Below are 17,789 nucleotides of genomic sequence, written 5' to 3'. Positions count from 1 at the left end.
TTGCTGGCGTGCGGTGTGCGCACGACTATACGCCCTGTCCGGAAAAACCGGGCAGGGCGTTTTTCTTTTCAGAAGCCCGCGGTAATCGCAAGCCTTGCCGATGTGGGTTCAAGCGCATGGCCGGTGGCCCCCGTCGAGACGGCGGAGGTCGGGGTCAGGCGATAGTCATACGCATATTGGGCTGCAAAAGCGTGGCTGTTGGTCAGGTTGAAAATACTGAGTTCCAGCTTCAGGCGGGGTGTAAAGCGGTACCCGGCATTGATGTTGACTTCCTTGTAGCCGGGTGAACGCAGGGAGTTGTCCTCGATAAGGGCGTAGCCTCCCAGCCAGCGCACCTGCAACCCGCCATACCAGTGTTTATGTGTATCTACGAGCAGGCCAAAGGACCAGACAAAGTCCGGCGCGTTGCTGACATACACGCCGTCAATGCCGTAAGCCTGCGGGTCGTTTGTGCGGTAGCGGGCCTTGGCGAAGGACAGGTCCGTGTTGAGTTCGATCCAGGGTAGGGGGTTGTACTGGGCGGAAAATTCGACACCCTGCCGCCGGCTGGCCGGGCCGGGAGAGGTTACCCCTGCATCGCCATCGTAACTGAGTTCAGAGGCGAAATCGATGATAAAGGCCGCTACCTGCACGTTCAGGTGAGATAGGGGCGTGCTTCTGATCCCGACTTCTCCGCTGATGGCTTCTGTCATCAGTGGCACGGAAACGGAACCGGCGGCGAATTTATCGACTGAGTAAGAACCGGAAACCGAGCGGAAGTCGTTTGAATGATACCCCTTGCCCGCGCTCAGATAGAGTTCCGATTTTTTCCAAGGCCCAAAGATCAGACTGCCTTTGGGCTGGAACAGCCATTGGCTTGCATGGGTTGCGCTGCCATCGACCAGATTATTGTCCACACCACCCTGATAATCTTCCCGCAGGCCGATAACGGTGCGGAACCATGAGGTCCAGTGCAGGGTGTTTTGGATGTACAGGCCCACAGCCCCAAGGGAAATATTGTCCGCATTGCACACATAATGCCCCACGCTTGAAGAGCAGTCAGGCAGGGTCCGGCGTTGTTCGGTATGGCGGCGGTCAACATACAGGAAATCGTAACGGCCTTGTACGCCCACGGTGGTGTCGCTCAGAAACTGCGCTAGCCTGTCATGGCGGGTATAGGCGCTGCTGCCGCCAAGGGTGGTGCGGGTTTCGTCCTGCGCCTGCTGGTCGCCATGCACGGGGTCATCAAGGTAGTGGGTAAAGTTGTTCCACAGGGTCAGGCGATCATGAACGACAAAGGCGCTGTTGACCCAGTTCCAGTTTTCTCCGCTCATATGCTGGTGTGCGGACAGGCTGTAGCGTTCTGAAAAACCGCCATCGGTCGGGTCGAGCGAGCCAAAGCGGTCTATCATGCCGTTCTGTATGGCTTCGAGAGGCTGATCGTTGGTGGCGCGCCACTGGCCACGGTAAAACATGCCCGTAATATCAAAGCCCTTGCGGTCTGAACCATGGGTGTAGCGGCTCATGGCGCGGATGGCGCGGGCATTATCCGGGTAACGCCATGGGCCATCGGCGTGGGAGATATTGCCTGCATTTACCCATCTGTCGCCATTGGCCATATGCACCGTGCCACCTGCATAGGCCCGGTAGTCGCCCAGAGTGCCGGCACTGAGCGTGATTTCACGCGGGATCTCCGAGGCCAGCTTCATATGGTCTGACCCCGCGACCCCGAAATCGCCAATATTCGCGTGGAAAGGTCCTTTGGTATAATCGACGCCGCTGAGTGTTTCGGGAATGAGAAAATTCAGGTCCGTATAGCCCTGACCATGCGCGTTGCTGACCCCGTTTATGGGCATGTCATCTACAAAACTGGCCAGATCGGTGCCGTGATCGAGGTTGAAGCCGCGCAGCAGAAACTGGTTGGCTTTGCCCTCGCCAGAATGGGATGTCACGACAAGGCCCGGCACAGCTTCAAGAATCTGGCCTATGCGGTAGGCAGGGCGCAGCCGTAGTTCCGTGCCGGTAATGGAGCCTTCGCTGGCGGTTGCGGCACGCCCGGTGAGGTTGCGGCGCGATGCGGTTACTACGATCCGCTCTGTCTTGGGGGGTTGTTCAGCCTTGGGGTGGGGTGTTGTCGTGTCCTGCGAGCTGGGTGCGGTTGCGGCCTGCGTGACCTCGCTGAACAGCCCAAGGGCAGCCAGACCGTAAAGAACCGAACGAGCGGGGCGATGCGGCGCAGGCAAGAAAAGCCTGAATGTTGAACACATGAAAAAAACCTGCCTGAAATAAGGCAGGGGTAAAAAGGGCAGGTACGCTTGCACATGCCCGGCAGGGGCAGAAGACAAGACCGGGCAGGCGCCATGCGCTCCTTCCCGGTCACCCCGCCGGTGGTTGCTGTCTTGCCTGGCAGGTCTCCTGGCTTGCGTGTCATCGCATCAAGGCCCCTTCCCGAAGCTTGCGGCTTCAGTGGTTCATGGCCTCTGCTCTACGCTTACAGTTGCGGGGACAGCACCGGATTTGCACCGGCTTCCCTCTTAGCCTTGGGAGAAAACAGGTTTTCTTCCAAGGAACCAGACGGGCAGGAAGATAAGTTTCAGCAGTGGAATGTCAACAACATGTCGCAGTGGGGCGTTATACGAAGGTGTTCGGGTTACGCAAAAGCCACGATACGGTTGCGCCCGGCTACTTTGGCTTCGTACAGTGCCCGGTCAGCCTGCGTGACAAGTGTGTTGATTTTGGTTTCACCCTTGAAGGTTGTCACACCTCCAGAAACCGTCAGGCGGAGTTTACTGCCTGTTGAGGTGGTAATGACCGATTGTTCCAGATTGGTGCGGATACGCTCGGCACAGGCCATGGCGTCGTTCCGGCCTCGCTCGGTCAGAACAATCAGGAATTCCTCGCCCCCATAACGGAAAACAAAATCGTTGCTGCGGATGGTGTTGATCAGCATTTCAGCAATAAACCTCAGGGTTTCATCGCCGATCAGGTGGCCGTGTTCATCGTTGATCTGCTTGAAATGGTCGATATCGAGCAGGATCAGGCTGAATTCCTTGTCGTTGGTCAGCGAAAAGGTGATTTCATTTTGCAGCACGACATCGAGGAAACGCCGGGTCAGGGCTTTTGTCAGGGGATCCAGCCCGCTCTGCAGGGCTTCCACGCCTTGAAACAGACGGTTTGTGAGAAGGGTCAGGTCGTAAATGTTGTTTTTGAGAACAAGCGCGAAGCCGGGTGGTATTTCGCGGTTTTTACGAATGTCATCAATACGCTGGTCTATTTTTTCGATCATGGACTGGAGCAGGTTGTAGTCTTCCATGCCCTTGAACAGCCCATGTCCTTTATGGCTCATCCATAAACCGAACTGGGATTCTCCAATGGTCTGGAGGTTTTCCGGGCGCTGCTCGCACAGGCAGAAGAGGGCTTGTGTGCTCCAGTCAAAGAAAGTCGTTTTCTGGGTTTCTTTCTCGAAATTGAGATCCTGCCCCAGAGAGAGCATTCTGAACGACTGATCCTGTTCTATTTTTTTCCTGAAATCGGAATTATAGGCCATGTTCATGTATTTCATGGCGAAATCAATCATGTACTGACAGTACAGGATCGCTTGTATCTGGTTTTTTTCAGTGTCGAATTTTTTCTCGATAAAGGAATCAAGGCTGACCTTGATAAAAAAGAACGCGTAGGAAACCAGCCCCGGTGATATTTCAAGCCGGGCGTGGATTTCCCCCACTCGCTGCTGCAGGGCGATCAGTTCCGGTACATCGTCTTCCTGTGCGGGAAAAAGACGTTCCAGCCATGCCTGAAGACTTCCGCTCAGGCGTTTTTCAATCATGTCCTTTTCAAGAAATACTGCTGCATCAGGGTGTTCAATCAGGGCAGCATAAAAGCTCTGTACGCATGAACGGCCATGTTCTTGTACAATATCGCGCAGGCCAGAACGAATGAAGGCCGGTGTTCGGGCGATAATGTATTCCCATTGTTTTTCAACAGGTAACATATTGAAATGACTGTCGAAAAACACGGCTGTTCCCTTTGTCAAATCTAGAGTGTGTTTGTTATGAGCTCAGACGTTATGATCTGTGTAATAAATTGACACCTGCGCGCGGCTAACAGTTTTATTTGGCAAACGCAACCGCTTTGTAGCCGCGGGGCAGGCCCATATACCCCGCCGGCTAAGGCTGTTCGTTAAGGCCGTTTCAGCTCATGAATGTATCCACCAGCAGGCGGATATTCAGCACGACAATCACAGCCGTAATCATCCATGCCAGAATAGCCATGGGTCGGGAGATGACAAACTCCTTCATGACCGTGCGGCTTGAAACAAACAAAACCAGAGGAATAATGGCAAAGGGCAGTTGCAGCGACAAAATGACCTGACTGGCCAGCAGCAGCCGGTTAACCCCTTGCGCGCCATACAGCCACGCGATGATGAGCACAGGAATAATAGCCAGACCGCGAGTGAGCAGGCGGCGGCCCCATGCGGGCAGGCGCAGGCTCAGAAACCCTTCCATGATGATCTGCCCCGCCAGCGTGCCGGTTACGGTGGAGTTTACCCCCGCAGCAAGTAGCGCCAGACCGAACAGGGTTGAGGCAACCCCCAGCCCTAATACGGGTGAGATAAGGCGATAGGCTTCATCTATCTCCGTCACCTGCTGGTGGCCGGTGGTGTGGAAGGCCGCTGCAACAACCAGAATGGCCGCGTTAACAAAAAAGGCCAGTGTCAGCGCGACCCCGCTATCCCATGAAGCCCAGCGCATGGCTTCCCGCCGCCCGGCGGTGGTGCGCTCATAGGCACGTGTCTGCACAATAGAGGAGTGCAGGTAGAGATTATGAGGCATGACCGTAGCCCCGATAATGCTGATGGCCACATACAGCATGGCCGGATCGCGGATGATCTGGGGCGATGGGGCCAATCCGCGCAGCAGGGCTGCGGCAGGCGGTGCCGCAGCAATAACCTGCACGACAAAACAGAGCGCAATAGTGCCCAGCAGCGCCATGATGAACGCTTCCAGATAGCGAAAGCCCCGGTTCATGAGCAGGAGCACCAGCAGGGCATCCAGCACGGACAGGATACTGCCGAGAATCAACGGCAGGCCGAACAGAAGCTGCAGGGCAATGGCGGTGCCGATTACCTCAGCCAGATCGCAGGCGATAATGGCCAGTTCGCAGGCTGCCCAGAGCGGTAATGTTAGTGCGGGGGGCAGAAAAGCCCGGCATGCCTGCGCCAGATCCAGCCCCGTGGCTATGCCAAGCCGGGCTGCCAGAACCTGCAATACAACGGCCATCAGACTGGACAGGACGATAACGGAAAGCAGCGTATAGCCGAACTGTGCGCCTCCCTGCAGGTCGGTAGCCCAGTTGCCGGGGTCCATATAACCCACCGATACCATGTAGCCCGGCCCGGAATAGGCCAGAAAACGCCTGAGCCAGTGCACGTCATTGCCGGGAACGCTGACACTGGCAAACACCCCGGACAGGCTACGGGCGGGTGTGTGTGCTGAGTCCATCAGGCTGTCCGGTATCTGCTCAGGGAGTGGAGAAGACTGTTGCTCCGGCATGGGCGAAAGCTCTCCTTGGGCTGGGGCGTGTCCCTGCACGCCCCTGTATTTTATCCCTGCCAGTCCTTTGAGCAGACTGGCAGGGAGAGGCGTTTAGCGCAGCGCGCGGTATGCGCTGGTGTCGTTATCGAGCGTGAAACGTTCCAGCATGCGGATGAGTGCCGCCCCGCCAGAGGCCAGAGTGTGCGTGGTAGCGGTAATTTCTTCCGCCATGGCCACGTTTTTCTGGGTGTCCTGATCAACCTGCCCCATGGCGATGTTGATCTGCTGCAGGCTGGTGGACTGTTCTTCCGAAGCCTGAACAATAGAGGCCATGTGCTGGTTGATTTCCTGCACGTCGGCCACAATGCTGTCGAGTTCCTGATTGGAACTGCCGACAAGCTGCACCCCGTTGCCGATCTGCTGGATGGAGGTGCTGATAATCGTGCGGATACCCTTGGCGGCATCTGCCGAGCGCTGTGCCAGATCACGCACTTCCTGTGCCACCACGGCAAAGCCCAACCCTGCATCGCCCGCGCGTGCCGCCTCAATTCCAGCATTGAGGGCAAGGATGTTGGTCTGGAACGCGATTTCGTTGATGACCGTGATGATGTTCGAGATTTCTGTTGAGGATTTCTCGATCTCGCGCATGGCATCCACGGTGCGGATCATGTTCTGGCGAGATTTTTCGGCACTGGAATGGGCCAGCCTGATCCGCTCCCCGGCTTCCAGCGCGCGGTTGGTGGAGTTTTTGACCGTAGTGGTGATCTGCTCCAGAGCAGCGGCCGTTTCTTCCGTATTGGCGGCCTGCTGCTCGGTCCGGCGGGCCAGATCGTCTACCGCTGCCTTGATTTCATCACTCCCCACGGCAATGCTGCGCGCATTGGTTGCAACCTCGCGCAGTGTGGCCTGCAACTGCTCCGTGGAGTTGTTGAAGTCGTTGCGGACATCGTCCAGACCGCTCACGAAAGTATCGTGTATCTGGTAGGACACATCGCCATCGGCCAGCCGGGCCAGAGCCGAGGCCAGACTGTCCACGGCGAACTTGATATCCGCGGCGTCCTTGGCAGCCTTGCGCTCACGGGTGAGACGTTCCTGCTCCTGCTGGGCCTGCGATGCTTTGATATCGGCCTCAAGGCGCAGGCGTTCCTGTGCGTTATCGCGGAACACTTCTACGGCCTTTGCCATATCCCCGATTTCGTCACCACGATCGAGGCCTTCAACCGGAGATTGGGTATCGCCATCGGCCAGCCCGCGCATGCGCCGGGTCATCTGGCGGATAGGCTTGCTCAGGCTGTGGGCCTGGAACCAGATGCACGCCATGGTCAGCGCAAAGGACAGAATGGCCCCCAGCATCATGCGGTTGCGGGTTACAGCCGCTTTCTGCACCAGCGTTGCACGCGGCACCATGCCGATAACGACCCATTTTGCATCGGTGTCAGGAATGGAAATGAAGCGGGCGGCTTCAAACCATTCGGCCCCGTTCGCCCCAGAGATAAAGCGTCCGCTGCTTTCCTTGCCTGCGACAAAGGCGGCTGTTTCCGCATCGACCGGTTTGCCCACAAGGGCTGCGTTGCTGTTGGCCACCCAGATATTGCCAGTGCCGATCAGCCCGACATTACCAGTGCCAAGCGGCTTGAGGCTGGCAATGGCGGAGTTGAGTGCGGTGAGCTGCAGGTCGGTCGTGACCATGCCAATAGCCTTGCCCGCACGGCGCACCGGCACGCTGATGGTGGTCATCAGAACATTCACGCCGTTGACTGGGTAGAGATACGGTGCGGTTACAACGGTTTTGTTTTCATGCAGGGGCTCATCGTACCATGAGCCGGTTCCGGCTTCCGGCGTCATGATCAGCTTGTCTACACCGGTGGAGCCATCGGGCTTGAAAAAGAAATAGGGGACGAAGCGCCCGGTAGAATCGGAATATTTGTGCGAAACAAAACTGGCGTCGTGCCCATCCAGCGCATTGGGTTCGAACGCAAGCGTATGACCCATCACATTGGCGCGTTTCATTTCAAGCGCATGGGCTACCATGTCACCCAGAGCATCGCGGTCAATCGTATGGGTGGAGATCAGCCCGGAAACAGATGCCGCCAGCATGGCGGTTTCCTGTGTCACGCCGCCGATGGACTGGGCGATCGTATCCGCGTTGGAGGCAAGGGTTTCAACAAAAAGCTGGCGCGACCCCTCCAGTTCCGAGGAGGACATTTCTTTCACGCCGATCAGCATGACCACCGAGGTGGAAAACAGGCACATGACGCCAATTGCCAGGAACAGGCGTGTTCTTATGCCGAGTGAAGCCCCAAATTTCATGAATATGTTTTCCCAGCGACCGTATCAAATCAAAACAGGCCGCTACAACGGGGCGTGCGGGCAGCCGTAGAGACTATTTTAGCTGAGCTGGCGGCGCGTTGGGAGAGGCGCGCGCCACAAAAAAGCCGTGGTTGTTAACCTTCTGGGGAGAATGTTGCCAACACCACGCATCGGGTGATGTCACAGGGTTGAAAACGCGCTTGTGCAGCAGCGTTACTCTGTGTTCAGGCTTTAATTTTTTTAGGAAGAAAAAATGGTGCCCAAGACCGGGATCGAACCAGTGACACTGCGATTTTCAGTCGCATGCTCTACCAACTGAGCTACTTGGGCACCGCAGCCTTGCGGCGTGAGAGAGCATTTATCCCAGCATGGGGGGGAGATCAAGTCATCTTTCCTGATTTATTTCAGGGTCATCGTCTTTTTCGTCTTCCGTGCCGGGTTGGCCGGGTATGCGGTACGCGCCTGAAAACCACCGGCCCAGATCTACATCGGCGCAGCGGCGCGAGCAGAAAGGCCGGGTAGCCTGGGCCGCAGGCTGGCCGCAGATAGGGCAGGCGGGCTGTTTTGCAGGGCGGGGGCTGTCCGTCATGGCTGTGCAAGACTCCAGTGCAGGTCAGGCAGGGAGGGGGTGAGCACCACGTTCAGCCCATGGCCGATGGCGCGTGTGCAGTCTGCCACCGCCTGCGGGTCCTGTTCCAGTGCATGCAGGATACGGCTGCCCACCAGCAGGGATGTTGTGCCGGGGGCGTGGGTAACAATATGGCGCAGGGCCGCAAGGGCACGGCCATGGGGGCTGTTGAGCAGTTCCGGCAGCGAGGGCAGAACTCTGGGGCGCAGGATTTCAATCAGCCCGAGGGCCGTCACGCCAAGGCAGCGCGGACGCAGCGGATCAGCCTGCAGCGCTTCCTGCACGGGGGGGAGCAGGGCCTGACGTTTGCGAATGGCCAGTCCCGCAGGGTCAATAACAAGGGCGCCGGAAAGGTTGCGCAGCCTGATCTGGCGCATGAGCGCTGGCAGAGCGGCCTTGTTGGCGGCGTATTGTGCGGTCTGTTTAGGCAGCACTCCCTGTGTGGGAGGGGCGTCCATATCAATGGCGATCAGAGCCGGGGTGGGGGTGATTGTTGCGGACAGGCCACCGGGCAAGTCCACATCCGTCTCTTCCAGCTCAGAGCAGGCAGCGGCAATGTCTTCCGGCAGGGCATGAAAGCCCTGCTGCTTTCTGTCACGCAGGGCGGGAGGCACAAGGGCTGCCGCGGCCGGGCTATCCACGACAATACTGGCATGTGGCCACAGGGCGGCAAGCCGCTCAAGTGGTGTCGGGCCAGTTGCGATCAGGCGGGATGAGCCCTGACGGGCGCTGTCGGCAGGAGGGATGGCGCACTCGGGGGTGGCCAGCTTGACACGCACACCCTTGCCGCCCAGTGCCGCACGGGTAACGGCAACGGTTATGGCTTGTCCCTGTGTCAGGGGTGGTGCGTCTTTGGGTAAAGGCAGGAAACCCGCCGTATCCAGCCCCAGATCGACAAAAGCGCCGCCCATGCCGGGTACCAGCGCCTCAATCCGGGCCTGAAAATAATCGCCCACATGATCGGGCGCACCGGGTCGCCATAGGGCAAAGTCCACCAGTTCGCCCTGTTCGGCCACGGCAAGATGCATCTCGCCCGGATAATGGACGACATGCAGCACAAGGCTCACGCCAGCCAGCCCCCGGCCTGCCCGCGCAGGAGCTGGGCCGTTTCGAACAGGGGTAAACCGATAACACCGGAGGGGCTGCCCGAAACAAAGCGGATTAGGCTTGCCGCCGCGCCTTGCAGGGCATAACCGCCCGCCTTGCCCTGCCAGTCACCATTATCCAGCAGCGCATCACGCTGGGCTGTGCTCAGGCGCGAGAAAATAACGGCGGTTTCGACCAGCCGTTCTGCGTGGCGGCCCTGTGTCCATGCCGCACTGGGCATGAGGCTGACGGCTGTCAGCACCATGTGTCGCCTACCGGACAGCAGATCCAGACAGGAGCGCGCAATATCCCGGCTTTCGGCTTTTGGGAGAATACGCCTGCCCAGCGTTACAACGGTATCCGCAGCTAGAATCAGGGCGGGTTCGTCTATCTGCACGGCAACGGCACGGGCTTTTTCATCCGCCATGCGTCGGGCGTACTGGCGGGGCAGTTCTGCGCGGTGGGGTGTTTCGTCAATATCCGCCGGGCAGATGCGATCCGGCGTCAGTCCGATCTGGCTCAGCAGTTCGACCCGACGGGGAGAGGCAGAGGCCAGAACCAGCAGGGGGCGCTGCCCCGTCTTGTCCATACAGGCGAATGCGGCCGCGGCGGTGTCCGGGCTGGAGGCTGGCACGATGTTACTTGAAGCGGAAGGTGATACGGCCTTTGGTCAGGTCGTAGGGGGTCATTTCAACATTCACCCTGTCCCCTGCCAGAACGCGAATACGGTTCTTGCGCATTTTGCCGCTGGTATGGGCCAGAATGACATGTTCGTTGTCGAGTTTGACGCGGAACATGGCGTTAGGCAGCAGTTCGGTGACTGTGCCGCTGAATTCGATCATGTCTTCTTTAGACATTGCATCCTTCGTTTGTTCGGGACTGAGTGAGGTTTGGTGAGCAGGTATGGTGGAGGGGGGCAGCGGGGTCAAGCATTAGCTGTGTTGCCGCTGCCGTAATGTCAGGTGTTGGGCGTGTCGTGCGCTAGCGCATCCAGCCGGGCAGACACACTCAGCGCATGGGCCTGCAGGCCTTCGGCATCGGCCAGCGCCACGGCAGCGGGGCCAATGCGGCGGAGGGCATCGGGCCCGCCGGACAGGAAGGTGGTGCGCTTCATGAAGTCGAACACCGCCAGCCCCGAAGCAAAGCGCGCCGTGCGCGAGGTGGGCAGCACATGGTTGGGCCCGCCTACATAGTCGCCAACGGCCTCAGGGCAGAAACGCCCAAGGAAAACCGCGCCCGCATGGCGTACCAGCGGCAGCAGGGCCTCGGGGTCGTCCACCATCAGTTCCAGATGTTCGGGGGCCAGACGGTTGGCCAGTTCCACGGCTTCGTGCAGGTCGCGGGCGATCAGCACGGCTCCGTTATCGCGCCAGCTTGCCCCAGCGATAGCCCGGCGTGTCAGCACCTGCAATTCGGCTTCTACGGCCTGAGTTACGGCATCGGCAAAAGCGGTATCGGGGGTGATGAGCGTTGCCTGTGCCAGTTCGTCATGCTCGGCCTGTGCGAGCAGATCAAGCGCTATCACGCGCGGATCAGAGCCCGAATCGGCAATCACCACCACATCGGAGGGGCCCGCAATGCTGTCGATCCCTACATGGCCAAACACCTGCCGCTTGGCTTCGGCCACATAGGCGTTGCCGGGGCCGACAATCCGGTCCACCGGACGGATCGTATCGGTGCCATAGGCCATGGCGGCTACGGCCTGCGCACCGCCCACGCGGTAGATTTCGGTTACGCCAGCGCTATGGGCTGCGGCCAGCACCAGCGGGTTGATAGTGCCATCGGGGGTAGGCACGCACATGGCCAGCCGCTTGACCCCGGCCACCCGTGCGGGAATGGCGTTCATCAGCACGGATGACGGATAGGCAGCCTTGCCGCCGGGCACATACAGCCCTGCTGCATCGAGCGGAATCCAGCGCAGGCCCAGCGTCATGCCTGCATCATCGGTATAGCGCAGGTCCTGCGGCATCTGGGCGCGGTGGAAGGCTTCAATCCGGGCGGCGGCCAGTTCCAGCGCATCGAGCAGGGCCGGGGCGACCTGTGCACGGGCCGACTCAATTTCCTCGGGAGTGAAGGCCAGCTTTTCCGGCGTTACGGCCAGCCGGTCAAAACGCTCGGTCAGGGTGCACAGGGCGGCATCCCCCTCGCGACGCACATGCGCGAGAATATCGGCAACAGGGCCTGCAACTTCCTGCTGGCCTTCCTCGCGCCCGCTCAGCAGGCTGGCAAAGGCGGGTTCAAAATCAGCGTCACGCGTATCAAGCCGTTTCATGCTCTGTGCCCTGTCTTATACGGTGTCTGCGGCGGGGGCCATGGCCAGGGCCGCGCGGAAACGTGCGATCACGGAGGCGATCTGTTCGGGACGGGTTTTAAGGGCCGTCCGGTTGACGATCAGCCGGCTGGTGACCTGCGAAATGGTTTCGACCTCTTTCAGGCCGTTGGCGCGCAGGGTTGAGCCGGTATCCACCAGATCGACAATCAGGCGGGACAGGCCCAGCATGGGGGCCAGTTCCATGGCCCCGTGCAGATGCACGATAGAGGCATTGATCCCGCGCGCGGCAAAGAAGCGGCGCGTAATGGCCGGGTATTTTGTCGCGACCCGCACATCCGACCAGCGCGCCCATTCCTGCGGGTCATGAGGCAGGTCGGCAGGCTGGGCAACGGAAATACGGCATGCACCAATGCCGAGATCCAGAGGCGCATAAATTTCCGGGTAGTCGAATTCCGCCAGAACATCCGCCCCGCAGATACCGACCTGTGCGCCACCAGAGGCCACGAAGGTCGCTACGTCGAACGAGCGCACGCGCACTACATCCACCATGGGGTCCTGCGTAGGAAAACGCAGCTTGCGGCTGTCGCCTTCAAGGCAGTCGCGCGCAGGGGCCATGCCGGTATGGCTGATAAGTGGGGCCACGGCTTTGAGAATACGGCCCTTGGGCAGGGCCAGCACCAGCCGCTCGTCACGCCCGGTTCCGTGCTGCGCCGTATCGGCCAGATCTTCGGTTGGGCGGGTTGCGAAAGGCTTGGTCATGAAAACTCCGGCGGGCACGGTAGCGGACGCTGCGGTCCATGGTCAGGGGCGTCTGAACGAGGGTGTCTGAACGCAAGGGGTGCTCTGTAGCACAGGGCGCGCCGGAAGAAAAACCGGGGTAGGTGCAACCCTCCCCGCAGAGCAGGCCAGACAGTGTGTGGTGCGGATAAAAAAACGGGCCAGAGCATCGGCTCTGACCCGTTCGTACTGCATCGGTTCCTGCCCGCACTGGTGCTGTGCGGGGCAGGGGCCGACTGTGTTAGCGCTTCCACCACCCCGTGCGGCGACGCGCGGCGGGGGGGCTGTCCTCAATCGTGATCGGCTGCACCAGCGGTTCGGCCTTGGCTGCATCCGCATCAATCGCCGGGGTTTCTGCTACCGTTTCAGCCTCTGTGGCCTGCGTTGAAGCAGCACTTTTGCGGGTGCGGCGGCGGGTCGGCTTGGGGGCCGGGGCCTCCGCGCTTTCTTCTACAACGGCTTCCACCGTGGCTTCGGGTTCAGCCTTGGCAGCACTTTTGCGGGTGGTGCGGCGGCGGGTTGGCTTGGCCTCCGTGGCTTCGTCCTCAGCCTGATCTGCCGTTTGTGCCTGCACGGTTTCATCCGTGCCGGTTTTTGCAGCAGCACGACGGCGGGGGCGGCGGGCAGGTTTGGCTTCAGCTTCCTCGGCAACGGGTGCCGGGGTTTCCACCTCAGCAACCACGGGGGCTGCAACCTTTTCCTGTTCCGGTGCTACGGGCTGGGCCGGAGCTTCTACCTTGCGCTCGGGCTGGGCCTGACGCGGCGCAGTATTGTGCCGCTGCACGCTATTTTCGAGTAGTTCGAAAATATCAGGCTCCCCACCAAACGGATTGGCCGGAGTCGGGCCATTCCAGACCGGACGGCGCGGCTGCGGTGCCGCCCCTTCCTCTATGGCGATGGTCTGTGCAGCAGGCTGCTGCTCAGTCTCATCACGCCGCACGCGGGTGTGGCGGGTGCGACGGCGACCGGGCACCAGATTGGCGGCTGTACCGTCCGTGGCTTCAGCCGCAGTACGGGCTGTGGCGGGTTCGTGGTCAGGCGCGGTGTCCTGCCCTTCATCCGCTTCTTCCTCGGTATCGGCATCCGCGTGCTGAGTGGCATCGGACTGGGCGTTTTCGTTCCCGCCACCACCACGACGGCGACGACGACGGCGGCGACGGCGGCGCGGCTCGTCCTCACCTTGAGTGCCGGCTTCACCCTGCACGGCAGCCTCGGCTTCATTCTGCCGGGGTTGTGCCTGTGCCACAGGCTGCGTGGCCTGTGTGGTGGGCAGGTTTTCTTCCGTAGCGGGCTCGTCGGCCACCACGTTTTCAACCGGGGCAAGCTGAGTGGCCTGCTGCGATGCCGACGGATGGCGTGCACTCTGGCGGCGCTCGATGCGGATTTCCGGCACCTGCAGCGTAGCGTCGGGCGAGAACAGAACCTCCATCTGGTGGCGCTGTTCGATCTGGCCCAGCCAGTCGCGTTTGTTGTTCAGGATATAGAAAGCGATATCGGCTGCGACATGCACCGTAATGGCCGAGGCCCGGCGGCGTGCGCCTTCTTCTTCCACGGAGCGGAGCACATGCAGGGCGGAGCTTTCCACGCTGCGGGTAACGCCGGTGCCATTGCAGTGCGGGCAGGGCACGAAAGCCGCTTCCGCCACCGAGGGGCGCAGCCGCTGGCGTGACATTTCCAGCAACCCGAAATGGGAGATGGAGCCAATCTGGATGCGGGCGCGGTCGTTGCGCAGGGCGTCCTTCAGGCGGCGCTCGATCATGGCGTTGTGGCGGCGGGACTCCATATCGATGAAGTCGATCACAATCAGCCCGGCAAGGTCGCGCAGGCGGAGCTGGCGCGCCACTTCATCCGCTGCTTCCTGATTGGTGCGGAAGGCGGTTTCCTCGATGTTGCGCTGGCTTGTGGCCTTGCCCGAGTTCACGTCGATCGCGACGAGCGCTTCGGTCTGGTTGATAACCAGATACCCACCCGAGCGCAGCGGCACCACGGGGGAGAACATGGCATCAAGGTGCCCTTCCACCTGATAATGGGTGAAGAGGGGCTGGTTTTCCTTGTTCCACAGCCGCACCTTTTCGGCGTGCTGGGGCATGAGCATGCGCATGAAGTCGCGGGCGGCTTTCCAGCCACTTTCGCCATCCACCACGATCTCGCTCACATCACGCGTATACACATCGCGGATGGCGCGTTTGACCAGGCTGGCTTCCTCATAGATCAGCGCCGGAGCCATGGAGCCCAGCGTATGATCGCGGATGTCATCCCACAGGTGCAGCAGGTATTCGCAGTCACGGGTGATTTCCGGTCCGGGGCGCTGTGCGCCTGCGGTGCGGACAATCATGGCCATGCCGCGCGGCAGGTTCAGCCCGCTGATGATATCGCGCAGGCGCTTGCGGTCGGGCACGGAGGTAATCTTGCGCGACACACCGCCGCCCCGCAGGGCGTTGGGCATCAGCACGCAGTAGCGGCCGGCCAGCGATACATAGGTGGTCAGAGCGGCACCCTTGTTGCCGCGTTCTTCCTTGACCACCTGCACCAGCATGACCTGACGGCGGCGAATGACTTCCTGAATACGGTAATTGCGCAGGAAACGGGCAATGCGCTTCTGGATCAGCGCTTCCTCGCCCGTATCGGTTTCACCGCTCACATATTCCGGGGCATCGGCCTGTTCGGACGAGGGGGCGTCTTCGCCTTCTTCAGAGGGTTCGGCACCTTCCGCGTCCTCGGCGGAGGCGCTGGGGGCGTCCCCTTCCTCATCTTCGTCCTCGGCGTTCTGGAGCAGGGTTTCTTCTTCGGCCTGCAGGGCCAGAAGCTGCTCACGATCCGCTACGGGGATCTGATAGTAATCCGGGTGGATTTCGCTGAAGGCCAGAAAGCCGTGCCGGTTGCCACCATATTCCACAAAAGCGGCCTGAAGGCTGGGTTCAACCCGGATAACACGTGCTAGGTAGATGTTGCCTTTGAGCTGCTTTTTGGCAGCCGATTCAACATCGTAATCTTCAAGTCTGTTTCCATCCATCACGACCACGCGCGTTTCTTCCGCGTGTGTCGCGTCGATAAGCATCCGCTTTGACATAAAAAAAACAACTCCGGTGCGCAGGTGGCCAGCCCGTGCCGCGCTGCTGCCACAAGGGCATAACGTGGCGCGGGGGCGCTTCCTGCGGGTAAAAAGAGGCATGAACTGGAACACGGATAGCGCTTGCGCCCCAACCGACCGGAAGCCACGGCGCGGCACCAGCCAGGGGGCATGCCACCTGCGGTCTGTCCGTCGTGTTCAGGGCGTTGAAACGGGCGATTGTCACGTGTCCTTTGTTATGTGCGCCGACTTCTGATGCTCCATACCGGGCCACCCTCAATCCGGGCGGCCTGCGGGCGTTGCGGGCCAGAAACTGGAACACAGTCTGCACGGCGGGCATTAAAGCCCTTTTTCCATGCACAATAAGCATGGCGCAAATACTGGCTGTCTGCAAGACATTCATGTGACAGCCATATGACAACGCGACCAGAAGGCTTTGGTTAGTCTGAGATAAGTAGACTGTGGGGCATTTTATCCAGCGTGATTTCTTGGCACAGGGAGCGCGCACGGTGCTAGACTTTGCGGGGAATGCTGTCAGGGAGAGCCAATGTCGCAGGATGGCGGGAAAAATTCCGGGGTAATGCAGCCTTATCCTACCGATGATGCGCTTTACGGGCGTGGCTCTTCGGGGCTTTTACTCCCGAGGCGCCTTATTCTCGGTGGTGTTGCGGTGGGGGGTGCCATGCCGTGGGCTGGTGCGCTGGCGCGTGCGGCGCATCATGCCCCCAAGCTTGCGGCCCCTGCGATTATTGGCGGGGCGGAGCCGCCCAAGCCCCTGATCATGCTCGACCCCGGGCATGGCGGTAAGGACCCCGGCGCTATCGGCCTGTCCGGCACGTATGAAAAACATGTGGCCGAGGCAGCGGGGCAGGAATTGCGGAACCAGCTTCTGGCAACGGGCCGCTATCGTGTCGCCATGACGCGCAGCAGCGATCACTTCATTCCACTGGCAGGGCGGGTTGAACTGGCGCAGCAGCATGGTGCGGCGCTGTTTTTGTCCATGCATGCGGATGCCCTGCATAATCCTTCGGTGCGTGGGGCGAGTGTCTATACGCATGCCCACGGCGCATCCGACACGCAGACGGCTGATCTGGCGCGCACGGAAAACAGTGCGGATCGTTACGGTGGCCCGCTGGTGCATGGGGCCTCGCCCGAGGTGCAGCAGATTCTGGCCAGTCTGGTTACGGAAGAAACACGTGCAGGCTCGGCGCATATGGCGCAGGCGGTGGTGTCCTCTTTCCGCTCACGCGTGCTGCTGCTGTCGCACCCACACCGGCATGCCGCCTTTGCGGTGCTTAAATCGGCCCAGATTCCCTCTGTGCTGGTGGAGATGGGTTTCATGTCCAACAGGCTGGACGAGGCAGCACTCAAGCAGGCTGGGCACCGGGCGATGGTTGCGGGTGCGCTGTGCGATGCCATTAACCGCTACTTTGCCGCAGCGGGTGCCGGGCTAGCCGGATAGGCTTTACATTATTGTTCGGGAGAGATGGTGCCCAGAAGAAGACTCGAACTTCCACGACCTTGCGGCCACAGGTACCTGAAACCTGCGCGTCTACCAATTCCGCCATCTGGGCACAAACGGCAACCCGCTTGAAGCAGGCTGGTGAAGAGGCGTTTACCGTGGGCGCGGGTGGGCGTCAACTGGCAAAACGTGGTGCGCGTGGAAAATAAATTACGCCATATCAGAGGTTTGTGTGCAGCAAGGTAAAAGCTGACCCAAGCCGAGAGGGTGGCTCCCCCAAAGGGGATGTATTTATTTTTATTTGGGAGAGATGGTGCCCAGAAGAAGACTCGAACTTCCACGACCTTGCGGCCACAGGTACCTGAAACCTGCGCGTCTACCAATTCCGCCATCTGGGCTCAAATGGCAACCCGCTCGGAGCAGGCTGGTGGAGAGGCGTTTACCGTGGGTGTGAGGGCACGTCAACGCACAAAATGTATTTTTTCTGAAACAGGCAAAAAGAATCCTGTCCGTTCCGCCACTTGACCACATTCCTGTGAAGGTAAGGGGGAATTCCCTGTGGGGAGGTTCCCGAGTGTGCGTGATTGGGTCACACTCCACCTACACATCACGGTCGTCGGGGGCCGGGCGCGTGTTCTGTGTCCGGTGTGCTGCTGGCGGCATGCGGAAAG

The 17,789-nt window shown here is 60.1% G+C and carries 12 protein-coding genes, 3 tRNA genes and 1 riboswitch; of the genes, 1 reads left to right on the top strand and 14 read right to left on the bottom strand.

What is annotated here, in order from left to right; all coding sequences use genetic code 11:
• Nucleotides 1-68: 68 nt before the first annotated feature.
• The 12 genes from ABF757_RS01845 to ABF757_RS01790 all read right to left on the bottom strand — a co-directional run bounded on the left by ABF757_RS01845 (nucleotide 69) and on the right by ABF757_RS01790 (nucleotide 15,656).
• Nucleotides 69-2,246 (bottom strand): TonB-dependent receptor, encoded by a 2,178-nt coding sequence (locus tag ABF757_RS01845; protein ID WP_415480695.1) that lies wholly within the window; start codon nucleotides 2,244-2,246, stop codon nucleotides 69-71.
• A 121-nt stretch (nucleotides 2,247-2,367) separates the two neighbouring features.
• A riboswitch (cobalamin riboswitch) is annotated at nucleotides 2,368-2,569 on the bottom strand.
• A 60-nt stretch (nucleotides 2,570-2,629) separates the two neighbouring features.
• Complete coding sequence (locus ABF757_RS01840; protein ID WP_415480694.1) at nucleotides 2,630-3,994, bottom strand: GGDEF domain-containing protein; 1,365 nt, start codon at nucleotides 3,992-3,994, stop codon at nucleotides 2,630-2,632.
• A 175-nt stretch (nucleotides 3,995-4,169) separates the two neighbouring features.
• A complete protein-coding gene (locus ABF757_RS01835; protein ID WP_415480755.1) occupies nucleotides 4,170-5,480 on the bottom strand; it encodes an Nramp family divalent metal transporter in 1,311 nt (436 codons plus the stop codon).
• A 144-nt stretch (nucleotides 5,481-5,624) separates the two neighbouring features.
• Nucleotides 5,625-7,823, bottom strand: coding sequence for a methyl-accepting chemotaxis protein (locus tag ABF757_RS01830; RefSeq protein ID WP_415480693.1), 2,199 nt, complete (start codon nucleotides 7,821-7,823; stop codon nucleotides 5,625-5,627).
• A gap of 254 nt (nucleotides 7,824-8,077) precedes the next feature.
• Nucleotides 8,078-8,153: transfer RNA gene (locus ABF757_RS01825), tRNA-Phe, on the bottom strand.
• A gap of 55 nt (nucleotides 8,154-8,208) precedes the next feature.
• Nucleotides 8,209-8,412, bottom strand: coding sequence for a DNA gyrase inhibitor YacG (yacG, locus tag ABF757_RS01820; RefSeq protein ID WP_415480691.1), 204 nt, complete (start codon nucleotides 8,410-8,412; stop codon nucleotides 8,209-8,211).
• On the bottom strand, nucleotides 8,409-9,479 hold the full coding sequence (locus tag ABF757_RS01815; RefSeq protein WP_415480754.1) for a ribonuclease E/G: 1,071 nt from the start codon (nucleotides 9,477-9,479) through the stop codon (nucleotides 8,409-8,411). Before ABF757_RS01815 ends, yacG begins: the two co-directional genes overlap by 4 nt.
• A gap of 35 nt (nucleotides 9,480-9,514) precedes the next feature.
• Nucleotides 9,515-10,126, bottom strand: coding sequence for a Maf family protein (locus ABF757_RS01810; protein ID WP_415480690.1), 612 nt, complete (start codon nucleotides 10,124-10,126; stop codon nucleotides 9,515-9,517).
• 49 nt (nucleotides 10,127-10,175) lie between these two features.
• Nucleotides 10,176-10,394, bottom strand: a complete 219-nt coding sequence (gene infA / locus ABF757_RS01805) for a translation initiation factor IF-1 (RefSeq protein ID WP_025860133.1) — start codon at nucleotides 10,392-10,394, stop codon at nucleotides 10,176-10,178.
• Nucleotides 10,395-10,495: 101 nt separating this feature from the next.
• Entirely contained in the window at nucleotides 10,496-11,809 is a 1,314-nt protein-coding gene (gene hisD / locus ABF757_RS01800; protein WP_415480689.1) for a histidinol dehydrogenase, read from the bottom strand.
• Nucleotides 11,810-11,824: 15 nt separating this feature from the next.
• On the bottom strand, nucleotides 11,825-12,568 hold the full coding sequence (gene hisG, locus ABF757_RS01795; protein ID WP_415480688.1) for an ATP phosphoribosyltransferase: 744 nt from the start codon (nucleotides 12,566-12,568) through the stop codon (nucleotides 11,825-11,827).
• Between the two features lie 259 nt (nucleotides 12,569-12,827).
• A complete protein-coding gene (locus ABF757_RS01790; protein ID WP_415480687.1) occupies nucleotides 12,828-15,656 on the bottom strand; it encodes a ribonuclease E/G in 2,829 nt (942 codons plus the stop codon).
• Between the two features lie 682 nt (nucleotides 15,657-16,338).
• Between ABF757_RS01790 and ABF757_RS01785 the strand changes: the two genes are divergently transcribed.
• Nucleotides 16,339-17,118, top strand: coding sequence for an N-acetylmuramoyl-L-alanine amidase family protein (locus tag ABF757_RS01785; protein ID WP_415480753.1), 780 nt, complete (start codon nucleotides 16,339-16,341; stop codon nucleotides 17,116-17,118).
• A 25-nt stretch (nucleotides 17,119-17,143) separates the two neighbouring features.
• On the opposite strand, the gene ABF757_RS01780 is transcribed toward ABF757_RS01785, so the two are convergent.
• Both ABF757_RS01780 and ABF757_RS01775 read right to left on the bottom strand, forming a co-directional pair.
• Nucleotides 17,144-17,230, bottom strand: a tRNA-Leu gene (locus ABF757_RS01780).
• A 199-nt stretch (nucleotides 17,231-17,429) separates the two neighbouring features.
• Nucleotides 17,430-17,516, bottom strand: a tRNA-Leu gene (locus ABF757_RS01775).
• Between the last annotated feature and the right edge of the window lie 273 nt (nucleotides 17,517-17,789).

Origin of the sequence: Acetobacter papayae (genome assembly GCF_047721125.1) — a bacterium.
Taxonomy (GTDB): domain Bacteria; phylum Pseudomonadota; class Alphaproteobacteria; order Acetobacterales; family Acetobacteraceae; genus Acetobacter; species Acetobacter papayae.
This window is presented reverse-complemented; position numbering and strand designations above follow the sequence as displayed.